The sequence below is a fragment of the Echinicola jeungdonensis genome, from assembly GCF_030409905.1.
GTDB lineage: Bacteria > Bacteroidota > Bacteroidia > Cytophagales > Cyclobacteriaceae > Echinicola > Echinicola jeungdonensis.
Genome location: NZ_JAUFQT010000001.1, coordinates 2,546,411 through 2,559,008 on the forward strand (window position 1 = coordinate 2,546,411; position 12,598 = coordinate 2,559,008).

Consider the following 12,598-nt stretch of genomic DNA (forward strand, 5'->3'; position numbering starts at 1 on the left):
ACAAGGCAAAGTTTGATTTTAAACTTTGCTTTTTTACTTTTAATGGTTTCCTCCCTGATTTATGCTAAAGAAAAAAAGGCTTATACTGTTCATTGCAATCTTGGTCCTGGGGGTCGTATTGGCCGTGAACTTTTTATCGAATAAACCGGATCCGGAAAAAAATGCCATAGCGCAGATTACCGATAAGGTCCAAAATGTGGCAAATCAATTCGATGATGACTTTATCCAGCTATTGATGAATAACCGGCCGGATAAACAAATTTCTTTTAGCTCCCTTAACTTTTCGTCCCAACATCCTTTTTTCCTTTTTAGCGAAGAAGGAAAATTGGTTTATTGGTCGGATGTGACCGTAACTCCCAGTTTTGATAGTTTTCATACTGATCATAATTACAGGTCATATCAATTGATTGATAATGATAAGGGAACATATTTTAGTAGGGTAAGAAGGGTGATCAGGAATAACCAGGTTTATTGGCTTGTCCAAATGTATTCCCTTTTCGATAAGGTGGAATTAGATAATGAGTATCTTCAATCGGGACATAATCCTGCCATCTTTGGCAATGACAGGTTCATTCTTTCTTCGGAACCCATGGATAATTATTGGGATATTAGGGGAGAAAAAGGGCAATATTTTTTTTCGGTTTCCCTCCGGCCAGGTTACAGGCAGGTAGGTCACTCCTCTAATTTTGCCCTATTATTGTTTTTCTTTTCCCTTTTGGGCCTTGTTACCATATTGGGAGGAGATTTTGTTGCCAAAATATGGAAAAAAGGGCTCCAGGTATTGGCCTTGATATATACCACCATCATTGTAGTAAGTGTGCGGGGGATTATGTTGGTATTTAATTTTCCGCAAGACTATTTCAATTGGCCTTTGTTTGACCCGGGTAATTATGCTTCATCTCTGCTTAACCCCAGTTTGGGGGATTTGCTGTTAAATGTGATGGCTTCATTGGTGATATTATCTATGTTGATAAGCATGTTGGGCAGGAAAAGGGTGCTCATTCAGTTTGGAAAATTACGGGAACGATATTACGATTGGATGTTTTTTTTGTTAGCCTATTTCCTCTCTACAGTATTTTTATACCTGTTTTTTCAGTTGTTTACTAATATTGCCAGCAATTCCCAATGGGATCTGAATATCCTGGCTATTCCAACTTTTGATTATTTTAAAGGGATCAGTCTGTTTATCATTTTTTTAGGAGGAGCAGGGTATCTGCTTTTTTCCATCATGGCCATTAGATTGGTTTTTTACAAAAGTAAATCCAAAAAGACCTATGCCCTTAAAATCCTGATATTATTTGCTGTTCCATTTATTTTGATCAGTGGATATTATGATTTTATTTATTTGATTGTCTTTCTGGCACATTTTATTCTATTGATAGCCATTGTGAGTTTCGAGCTTTACGACAATATCTTTAAGCTTCATTTGAATACTTTTTTGACCTTTTTCTTTGGGTGTTTGGTAGGTGCAATTATTACAGGGGCAGCCTCTTATCAGGATTTTAGAAAACAGGAGATACGTTCCAAGGTCAAGTTGGCCAATCAGGTCCTTATGGAAAATGATGTGATGGCAGAATTTTTACTGAGTGATGTGATGGATAGGATCAGGGAAGATTTGTTTATAAAAAATAAAATGACGGCCCCCTTCCAGTCAAAAATTCCCATCGGACAAAAAATCAGGAAAATCCACTTGAACAACTACTTTGATCAATATGACCTGAAAGTTCTGGTGTTCAATCCCAAAGGGGAGGAAATCCTTCACCGGGACCGGGAAAAAAATCTGGATGATTATAGGTTCAAATACATGAACAGTGACTTTGCCACCAGTGTACGGGATTTGTATTTTTTAAAAGGCAATGAAGGCATTGAGGGCAACCGTTTTTATGCTTTTATTTCATTAAATAAAGGGGATGATTTCATAGGGACCATCTTATTGGAACTTACTCAACAAAGAGTCCATTCCACCAGTGTATTTCCCAAGTTACTTTTGGATAGGAAATATGCCGAAAACTTATACGACAAGAGTTTTGATTATGCCATATTCAGGGATTCGGTGCTTCAGTATGGAGTAGGAAATTACAATTATAGAGCCCCGGAAGTAAATGGTATGTTGGATAATAATAACCTCTATACAACCGGCCTTTTCCGGAATAATTACCATCATTTTGGAGTGGTAAATCAGTCCAGGATTATATTGATCAGTTCCCCCATTTACCCACTCAATTATATTCTTGCGGATGTATCCTTGTTTTTTGTGGGGTACATCGCTTTTACCCTTTTGTTTATAATAATTTATGTGCTGGCAAATGGTATAAGTAAGGTCCGGTTTAATTACGCAACCAAACTGCAATTTTACCTCAATTTTGCCTTTTTTATTCCAATGTTGATCATCAGTGTAATTGCCATTGGTCTGCTAAGCAATTCCTATTTGGAGGATCTCCATCGCCAATATTTTGAAAAAGCTTCTATCATCAGAGACAACCTGACCAAGTACCTGGAGGAAGAAAGTAAGGGGACCATGGATAGAGATGATTTTCTGGCAGAAGTGTATAGGTTGGCCGAAACCACTGCAACGGATATCAATGTTTATTTTCCCAATGGTAAACTGATGGCCACTAACCAACCCAATATTTTTGACAAAAAAATATTAACTCAATACCTCAACCCCAAAGCTTATGCTGAAATTTTGGAAGCCAAAAACAACCGGTTGATTTTGGATGAACAGGTGGGCAATTTGAAATATAAGACCGTATACCTTGCCCTCAGGGATACTCAAAGTCAGAATACTTTGGGGATCATTGCCATTCCGTTTTTTGAATCTGAGGAAGAGCTGAATGTCCTTATTGCCGATGTTTTCAGTACCATCATTAATATTTTTGTAGTTATATTTATTCTTTTTCTGGTGGTAGCTTATTTTGTGTCCAAAAGGCTTACCGATCCGTTCAAGCTTTTGACCCAAAAGCTAAAAGCCACCAGCTTGGAGAGCAACGAGCCTATGTACTGGCCCATTAAGGATGAAATCGGCATGCTGGTCAATGAATATAACAATATGCTTTTTAAGCTGGATGAGAGTAAAAAAGTCCTGGCCAAACAGGAAAAAGAATCTGCTTGGAAGGAAATGGCAAAACAGGTGGCACATGAGATTAAAAATCCTCTTACCCCTATGAAGCTGACCCTTCAGCACCTGCTTAGATTGCAATCAGAAGGCAAGCTGAATGATCCCAAATACCTGAAAAGGCCGGTTTATAATTTGATCCATCAGGTGGATACTTTGAGTGATATTGCTAACTCTTTTTCGACATTTGCCAAAATGCCACTTCCTAAAAATGAAGAACTTGACTTTAAGCAAGTGGTAAGCAAAGCTGTGGATCTTTTTAAAAACCATGAAAAAGGAAAAGTAGTCTTTCATAAAAATGTAAAGGGTAAATTGCCTGTAATGGGGGATGGCAAACTTTTTGGCCGTGTAATTTCTAATTTGATCATCAATGGTATTCAAGCGGTGGATGAGGGAAACGAACCACTGATTGAGGTTACCTTATCCGTTGCTGATGGATGGACCCAGGTGGAAGTAAAAGATAACGGAAGGGGAATTCCGGAAGAGTTAAAAGGCAAAATATTTATCCCCAGTTTCAGTACCAAGTCAGATGGGTCTGGCCTGGGCCTGGCTATTGCCAAGAGAGGGGTGGAAACCGCTGGAGGTAAAATCTGGTTTGAATCAGAACTCGATAAAGGAACTTCATTTTTCCTGGCTTTCCCACTGATCGGGGAATAATAGGAGAAGATTTTGAAGGTTTATCCTATTAATGCTTTGCAAATTTTATCAGCTGTTATGATATCCAAAATGAAAAGCAAGGTATCAATGGTTAGGAATAATGAAATAAAATGAAAGGGTTGAAAAATTCAAATTTCAATCTTTTTCATTTTTCTATACACCATTGGTTTTTGAATAAATGCCTACTCCAAATTCGACTAAATAATGAGGAGATTAAAATAATGTCATGCGTGAAGATTAACCGGGTGGGTAAATAAAAAAAGTTGTGTTGACTAAATGTTGCCCTATTAACCCAATGCCATTTCTTCATGTATTTATACATGGTACCTTGTACTTGATACTGTTTCAAAGTTGCATGGAAAATTTCCCATTAAAATAAAAGTATCCAATTTGAGGAATATGATAATTTAATAAAAAATAGAGGTCAGGCTTTTTAATATGAATGGTTTCAGTAAGAAATTATTGGTTTTGGCCATTTTGGTCAGTCTTTGCCTTCATGCTAAAGGCCAGGAAACCATTTGTAAATGGGTTAAAATAACATCTGATTCTGTGTCCGTTCAATTGGACTCCTTGACCGTTTTGGAATCTTCAATTCAGGTAAAGCATCCGGATAATATTTTACAGAAATACCAGATTAGCTCCGGTAATTTAATTTTGCAGCATTTTGAAAACCAGTTTCCAGATTCTGTAGAAGTTTGTTATCAACGCTTCTCTTTTAGTCTCCATCAAAATTTTTCTAACCGGACCCTGAAAGATCATTATGACTCAATGGCATTTTTCGATGATAAGCGGGAAAGGGTCGGAGAGGTTTTTGACTTCCGGGAAGAAATTTTTCCCTCTGACAAACTTCATAAAACGGGGAATTTGACCCGGGGGATTTCCTTTGGAAATACGCAAAATGTTTTTGTCAATTCCTCCTTGAATCTACAAATGGAAGGGGAGCTTACTGATGACCTTTTCATCAATGCAAGCATTACCGACCAAAATGTGCCTTTCCAACCTGAAGGGAATACCCAACAATTGCAGGACTTTGACAATGTATTGATCAACCTGTACAATGATCAATTTAATCTTTCCGCAGGGGATGTAGTATTTCAACAGCGGAAATCTTCATTTTTGCGTTATTACAAAAATGTGCAGGGTCTGCAGTTGACGACTGACTATGAAATCAATGAAAAATGGAAAGCCTCTAGCCAATTGGGTGCATCCATAGCCAAGGGGAAGTTTGCCTCTGTTTCATTGGAAGTGCTGGAAGGGGTTTTGGGGCCCTATCGGATTCAAGGGCCAGGCCAGGAGCGGTTTGTTATCATTATGGCCAATTCTGAAAAGGTGTATTTGGATGGGCAATTACTCAAAAGAGGGTTTAATTACGACTATGTGATCGACTACAATCAAGGGGAAATCACCTTTACTACCAATGTGCTGATTACCCAATATTCAAGGGTGAGGGTGGACTATGAATATGCAGAAAGAAATTTTTCACGATCCATTTTGATGGCTAATCATATCCAAAAAAGTGATAAGGCCAGTTTTTATGTAAACTATTATAAGGAACAGGACAATAAAAACCGACCTTTGTTTTATGATCTGGAAGATGAAGAAAAGCAGTTGTTGGCTTCTGTAGGTGACAGCCTTAATGCTGCGGCAGTTCCTCAAGTAGACAGCCTGGCCTATGATGACAAAAGGATCCTGTACAGAAAAATCCAAGAGGGCGACCAAGCTTATTTTGAATACTCCACCGATCCGGAGGAGGCCCATTTTGAGGTGAAATTTTCCAAGGTTGGGCAAGGAAATGGCCATTATCAAAGAAAAGAACAATTGGCCAATGGAGTGGTATATGAATATGTTCCCCCCGTAAATGGAGTTCCGCAGGGGAATTATAGCATTAATGCTCCATTGCCGGCTCCCAATAAAAAACAGATGATCACTGCTGGTGGTGAGTTGGAATTGGGGAAATATGAAAGTTGGTATGCAGAAATGGCTTTTTCTGACAAAGATCTCAATCTGTTTTCTAAATTGGCCAGTCAGGATGATAAGGGGTTTGCCATTAAATCCGGAATAAAATCTGAAGGTCGAAAAATCACCTGGTTAAAGTGCTATACCCTCCATGCCCAAACCGAATGGGAGTATAATTCTCCCCATTTTTCCTTTATCGACAGGATGCGGTATATTGAATTTGACCGGGATTGGGGGGTGGGAGCCTCTCAAGTATCAGGGCCAGGAAGGGAGAGGCTTGGAATGGCCAAAGTAGAAGTCCAAAAAGATTCCCATAATTTGGCTTCATACCAGGCCAATTTAAGAAATAGGGGAGAAGTCCTGCAGGGAATGCAACACCGGGCCAAATTGCACCAACAATTGGGTAATCGGATATTTACCCAACAGTCTTTTTTTGTGCTCAATAGTCAGGGGAGAGGACTTGACACCGACTGGCTCCGATACCAGGGGGATTGGAAATATGTGTCCAAAATTTTTGTGCCGGGGATAAAAGTTGAAATCGATAAGAATGTAAATCAAAATGCAGAAACCGACTCGGTTGTAAGTACGGCGATGAATTTCAGGGAGCACCAATTTTATCTACGCTCAAATGATTCCTTATCCTATTCTTTCTTTGCCAATGCTTCCTGGAGGGAGGACCGTTTTCCTGTAAGTGGGCAGATGGTTCCAGCAACAAAAGCCTTTACCACCAAATATGGATGGGAAAAAGCATGGGGAAGTCACGATTTAAAAGGAACATTTACTTATAGAAAACTGGAGCATTTGTCCCGGGAATTGCCCCAGGAAAGTACCGTGATGGGAAGGATGGATTATAAAAACAGTCTTTGGAACCATAATGTCCGGAACGAGCTGACTTATGCAATTGGAAATGGCAGGGAACTAAAACGAGAGTTTGTTTATCTTCCTGTACCCACAGGAGAAGGGACCCATACCTGGAGGGATGATAATGAGGATGGCATCCAACAGCTCAATGAATTTTATCTGGCCATCAATCCCGAAGAAAAGAATTTTATCAAAGTTTTTACCCCCACAGATGAATATATTCAAGCCTATACCACGATGTTCAATTATCGGTTGAATGCCAGTTTTCCAGATAACTGGAGCAAAGGAAAGGGATTTAAAAAGTTCTTAAGCCGGTTTTCAAATACGACCAGCTGGAATGTGGAAAAGAAAATTACGGCTTCCGACTTTTGGAAAAGGATGAGCCCTGTTTCCAAGGGAGTTGCTGATAAGGAACTAATTTCCCTCAGGGAAATACTCCGCTCGACCTTTTTTTTTAACCGTTCTTCTGCCCAATATGGATTTGACCTTTCCCTGTTTAATAGCACCAGCAAACAGCTTTTGACAGGAGGCTTTGAGGAAGCCGGACAAAAAGATTGGAAACTAAATACCCGGGTGAATTTTAATGCACAATGGAACCTTCGGCTGAGTGTAGAAAATGGTGAACGTAGTGCAGCATCTGATTTTTTAAACAACAGGAATTATCAAATTGACCAATGGAAAATGGGGCCGGAGTTGACTTGGCAGCCAACCTCATTTTTCAGAACAGGAACTTCTTATAATTTTTCCCACAAAATAAATTTGGCTAATGAGAACTTTAAGGAAAATGCTCGTCTTCACCAACTCGTCTGGGAGCTTCGATATGCCAAAGCTATCAAAACAACCATCAATGCCCTGCTCAAATACACCCAAATCGAATATAATGGAGAACCTAATTCACCAGTAGGCTACGAAATGCTGGAAGCACTTACCATTGGCAGTAATATTTCCTGGAGCATCAATTGGATCCAAAAGATAGGGGAAGGATTACAACTCAACCTAAGCTATGAGGGCCGTGATTCGGAAGGATTAAACAGGTTGGTACATACGGGAAGGATGCAGGTTTCAGCCTTATTTTAATTTTAAGATTGAAAAATTGAAATATTAGAAAATTGGCAGCCTCTAAGGGTCAGTCTGTATTCCGAAATTGGGATAATGGTCTGCAATTTCAATGCCCATAAATAGACAGTGCTAGGAAGCTCAGGAGAATTTAGGGTGTTTGGTACAAGCGGGAGACTTGCACCAGTTCCTTAAAGCCTTGTTGCAGCCAAGGTCTATATATCGTCTAATTTTCTACTTGTTCCATGAGGTTATTGGTGTAATAAAGGTATTTCATGGATACCAATTGCATTTTTAGGTGGAGGTCGATTAGTTTTAGGTGGCCTTCCAGAAGTTTTTCCTGCCTTTTGTTGATCAGGAAAACGGAACTTTCCCCAAAATTGAATTTTTCATTTTCAGCTTCCAGAAGTGCCGCATACCCCTTGATATTTTGTTTTTGCCGGACTACCTGGTTCCGGATAAGGTCCAATTGGTTGAGGCTGGTGATGGCAGAATTGTAAAGTTCATTCCTTTTATTATCGATTTCCAACTGGGTATTGCGCACCTTTATCGCACTTTGCTGATAATCCCCCCTGGCTTTCCGGATTAACAGGGGAAAGGAAAAAGAAAAGCCCCATTTGTAATCCGAACGGGTGTAAGATGGCCATTCCCCCGATTCGGAAGGAGTTAATAAGGGCATGTATTTGAGTTTTAATTTGGGGAGAAGTTTTTCCCTTTTTAGCCTCCTTGAAGCTTCATAGATGTTTTTTTGATTGACCTTTTCCAGAATTAATGGGTGGTTCTGAAGGGAATCCACGTACCTGTCAGCTTCATCCAATACAAATAATTTTTCATCCACCTTTTGGGGAGTTGCGGATGGATCTAAAATATTGGGATTTCCTTCCTCCCAAAGATAGTTTTCAAGGTATTGTTCTGCCTCTACCAGTGAAGCGGATGTGGATTGCAGGAGGTTTTGTCGGTCCTGTAAGATGATATAAGCTTCCAGGGTATCAACGGCTGTTTTTTCACCATTAAAAAAGGAGATTTTTGTGTTTTCAAAATATTCCCGGGCTATCTGGATGCTTTCTTCGACCACCTCCATGGATGAATATGCCCTTTGCCAGACCAAATAAGCTTCTGTGGCTTTATAGATTAACTCATTGAGTTGGTTGGTTTGCTGATTTTGTGCCAGTTCCTGAAAACTTTTTGCTTTTTTGAGCTCAGTTCTTCCTTCATCCATGAGCAGACCCTGCAGGACATTGATTTCAATTCCTGCATTGATCAATCCTGCACTTCCAGTTCGGTGCTCAGGATTGATATATTGCCCGGAGGATTTTCCAAATCCACCTACCAAATCCACTCCTAAACGGGTGGGAAGTCTCAGTTCAGATTCAAACAATCGGTAATATAATTTGTCATCATAGTGTTTTTGATCCAGGTTAGAGGATAAAACAGGATCAAAATTCCCCCTAGCACTTCGCAAGACTGCCCGCGCTTCCTGATCCTTAAGTTGAGCTTGTTTGGATTTGGGGTGATACTGGAGGACCTGCTGGATAAACTGGTCATATTTTATGACATCCGTGCTGTCTGTTTGGGCCAATGCCAAAAAGGGAAGTGCTTGAAAACTAAGACCAAGAGTAAGGATTTTGATCAATATGCGGCTGTTAACTGCTTTCATCAAAGGGGATTATTTGACAGACTTGATAGGTGCTTTAAATTTCAATTGTTTGGTTTTTTCCTTTTCGTTGCGGTAATAGTCAGCTGGAAAGCCATTGAGCAACCTCCAGAGTTCATACCAAACAGGCACATCACTTAATAGGAAAAAGGAGCTAACGCCGGTTCCCACACTTAAATCCTCCGGCCATTTTCTGGATTCAGTGTCAGGGGCGACGAGCAATCTGTAGTGTCCATTTTCACTGATAAACCGGTCGATGGCAAAAACTCTTCCTGTAAAGACCCCCGTGGAGGCTTCAGGCCAACCGCTGATCACAATGGCGGGCCACCCGTCAAAACGAAGTCTAACTTTGTTGCCCCGCTGGATCAAGGGAAGGTCCCTGGGTCTTACATAAACTTCTACCGCCAATTCATAATTCGAAGGCATAATGGTAACAATATCAGTTCCTGCCTTGACGTATTCACCTATACCTTTGGTAATGGTTTTGGTAATATATCCGGACTGTGGTGCAGTAATATGGTAAAGTTGATGCCTTTTTTGGTAATTGCTCAACTGGTTCTGAAGTTTAGAAACATTGGCGATGGCATCCAACTTACCTGATAAGGCAGATTGTTGATCAGACTGGGATTTACTTAGCTTATCCCTATATTCCTGCTCTACCGAGGAAAGCTCAATTTGAAGATTGTCCTGGCTGTTCCTTTGATTGATCAGTTTGTTTTCCTGGACAGTGACCTTGGCTTGGGCTTCCTGAACTTTTAGCTCTTTTTCCTGCAGGTCAGTAAGCGATTTCAGGCCTTTGTTGTAAAGTTCATTAGTCCGTTCCAATTGATTTTTTGCGATTTCCAGGTTGGTACGATAAGCCACTAAGTCCATGCTATCCATCTTAACTTTGTTTTGGGCCTGCAATATCTTGTTCCTGGTCTGTTTGATTTTTAGTTGAAGGGCTTCAGAAAGCGCTTGATATTGTTGTGAAATAGCGGATACTTTATCCTCATAGGAAAGGATACTTTGGCTTTTTGCTTCCAATTGTTCCCGGGTCCTTTCCAAAAGGTTGGGGTCAAAATATTCGCTTTTGGCATCACTCATATAGGCTATTGTATCCCCCTTTTCAACAAATTCACCTTCTCTAACATACCAGTTTTCCAACCTGCCAGAGATGACAGGCTGAATGGCTTGAGGTCTTTGTTTAGGCATTAGAGTTGTTACATACCCATTGGATTGAATGTTTTGGGTCCAGGGAAGAAAAAGGCAAATGATGATCAGGACAATAAATATGCCTGAGATTTTTCTGGAAAACCGGAAATATTTTGGCTGATCAAGCAGTTTAAATGATTTGTAGTCACTTTTTTGGACAAACCTGGAAATGCTGTTTTTCGAAATATTGAGCATTTTTATGGAATTTAAAGGGTAATGACTTGGGTGCTTTTCTCTACCCAGTAATCATCATCTGCGATGACCACCAGTGTCCAATTATGTTTTGGATCCGTCAGATAATCAATGATGGCATGAGTTTCCTCTTTGGGAATGTTTTGGAGAGGGTTTTCCAAAAGCAATAAACCCGGTTGGTGGCATATGGCCCTGGCAATAAGGATTTTTTGGCCAATGCTTCTGGGGGTTCTTCTGCCCCCACTGTCCATTAAAGTCTCCACGCCATCGGCTTGTTGTCCGATGTAATCTGAGATTTCCAAGGCATCGAGAATTTCTTTAAAATAGTTTTCATCCACCTCCCTTCCCAAGGTAATATTTTCCTTAATGGTGCCCTCAAATATCTGATTGGATTCAAAGACCAATCCTACATTGCTATTAAAGCTTTCCTTATCATAATTGTGGTAAGGGACCCCGTTGAGTAAGATATCCCCAGAACTTACGGGAAGAATCCCTGCAATTACCTGTAGTAAGGTGGATTTCCCTCCTCCTGACTTTCCACGGAAAATAACCCTGGATTGCGAGGGGATGGAAAGGGTAAGGTCTTTCAATACTTTTCCCTTATTATCAGGATAGCTGAAATTGACCTTGGTGAGGGCAATAGTGGAGGCTTGTTCGGGTGTCACCGTCTTTTTGCCCCCATTTTGGTCTAGGTTCATATCAGTAACAAAACCGATTTTATCAAAAGCAGTTAATACATCATAAATGGAATCCAAGACCCTTAAAAGCTTTTCAACGGAATTGATGATCAAAATGATGACAATTTCCGCTGCCACAAACTGCCCTATGTTCAATTGCTGCTGGTAAACCAAAATACCACCCAATATAAGAAGTCCGGCAGCAATCAAGACTTTAAAGCTGACGAAGGACTTGAATTGCAATAGGAGAACTTTAAAGTGTGATTCCCTGTGCTTGAGGTAATCCAAAGTGATATCGTCCGCTTTCCTCAGGTGAAAATTGGTTTTTGAACTCACCTTAAAGCTTCGCTGGGTCCTGCCCAGTTCCTCAAGCCAATGTACCAATTGGTATTTGTATTTGCTTTCCGAAATACTGGTTTTCAAACCCTGGGGGCCGGTAAACTTGACCATTAGCCATAAAACCAATAATAAAAATAAACCCAAAACAATAAAATAAGGGCTGTAAATGGCTAGAAGCAACATCCCAAATATAATCTGAAAAGAGGCCAAGGAAAAATCAATAAGGATTTTTGGAAGCCCCTTTTGAATAGTCAGGGTATCAAAAAAACGGTTGACCAGTTCGGGTGCGTGGATTTTGTCAAGTTGTTGGACATTGATGCGAGGAAGACGGAAAGCAAACTCCATGGAGGACCGCGCAAAAATGTTTTGCTGGATGTTTTCCACTATCCTCAATTGCATTACCTGAAAAGTACCTGAAACCGCAATTCCCATTAATACAATTCCTACCAAGATTACCCAAGAGGAAGAAAGTTCACCTGTTTGTAAATAGGAGATGATGGCTTGGATGCCCAGAGGTAAGGAGAGGTTAACCAAACCAATCAAAACACCATAAAAATAAATCTGCCGGATTTCCGGTTTATATATTTTGAGCAAGCCCCAGAACCTGCTCAAGGGAGAAATTTTGGCCATAAAGATTTCTTTGAAAGTCAGTTCAAGAGCAAAAATAGCAAATTTGCCTTATTTGGGTAAATAATCGAGTTAATACCGGATAGAAGGTTTTTCCACTTTATAACTGGCAAAGGGAAAAAAATGTTTCGTTTATTATTGAAAGATTTAAGGATTGGGAAATTGTAAAGTTTTTAAAATGGAGAGAAATCGGTTTGTTGCCCAACTCTTTGGTCTCCATTTGCAAAGCGGACAATTGAGTTGGGCAAATGCATTGCATCTTTTAATTTT

General features: G+C 40.0%; 5 protein-coding genes. 2 read left to right on the forward strand and 3 right to left on the reverse strand.

Annotated elements, in window-relative coordinates:
* Positions 1–61: 61 nt before the first annotated feature.
* Positions 62–3,772: a sensor histidine kinase gene (locus QWY93_RS10535; protein ID WP_290248206.1), complete on the forward strand. Its 3,711-nt coding sequence runs from the start codon at positions 62–64 to the stop codon at positions 3,770–3,772.
* Between the two features lie 438 nt (positions 3,773–4,210).
* Positions 4,211–7,666 carry a DUF8818 domain-containing protein gene (locus QWY93_RS10540; RefSeq protein ID WP_290248207.1) on the forward strand — a complete coding sequence of 1,152 codons (3,456 nt, stop codon included), beginning with the start codon at positions 4,211–4,213 and terminating at the stop codon, positions 7,664–7,666.
* A 205-nt stretch (positions 7,667–7,871) separates the two neighbouring features.
* Here QWY93_RS10540 and QWY93_RS10545 read toward each other — a convergent pair whose 3' ends face one another.
* The 3 genes from QWY93_RS10545 to QWY93_RS10555 are packed head-to-tail and all read right to left on the reverse strand — an operon-like array spanning position 7,872 to position 12,331.
* A complete protein-coding gene (locus QWY93_RS10545; protein ID WP_290248208.1) occupies positions 7,872–9,302 on the reverse strand; it encodes a TolC family protein in 1,431 nt (476 codons plus the stop codon).
* A gap of 9 nt (positions 9,303–9,311) precedes the next feature.
* Positions 9,312–10,688 carry an HlyD family secretion protein gene (locus tag QWY93_RS10550; RefSeq protein ID WP_290248209.1) on the reverse strand — a complete coding sequence of 459 codons (1,377 nt, stop codon included), beginning with the start codon at positions 10,686–10,688 and terminating at the stop codon, positions 9,312–9,314.
* An 11-nt stretch (positions 10,689–10,699) separates the two neighbouring features.
* The gene (locus QWY93_RS10555; protein WP_290248210.1) at positions 10,700–12,331 is read right to left on the reverse strand and encodes a peptidase domain-containing ABC transporter; all 1,632 of its coding nucleotides are present in this window, start codon (positions 12,329–12,331) and stop codon (positions 10,700–10,702) included.
* Positions 12,332–12,598 lie beyond the last annotated feature (267 nt).

What these genes read in the sequence shown, in the direction of transcription:
- QWY93_RS10540 (WP_290248207.1), top strand. Translation starts at nt 4,211, where the DNA reads ATGAATGGTTTCAGTAAGAAATTATTGGTTTTGGCCATTTTGGTCAGT.
- QWY93_RS10535 (WP_290248206.1), top strand. Translation starts at nt 62, where the DNA reads ATGCTAAAGAAAAAAAGGCTTATACTGTTCATTGCAATCTTGGTCCTG.
- QWY93_RS10545 (WP_290248208.1), bottom strand. Translation starts at nt 9,302, where the DNA reads ATGAAAGCAGTTAACAGCCGCATATTGATCAAAATCCTTACTCTTGGT.
- QWY93_RS10555 (WP_290248210.1), bottom strand. Translation starts at nt 12,331, where the DNA reads ATGGCCAAAATTTCTCCCTTGAGCAGGTTCTGGGGCTTGCTCAAAATA.
- QWY93_RS10550 (WP_290248209.1), bottom strand. Translation starts at nt 10,688, where the DNA reads ATGCTCAATATTTCGAAAAACAGCATTTCCAGGTTTGTCCAAAAAAGT.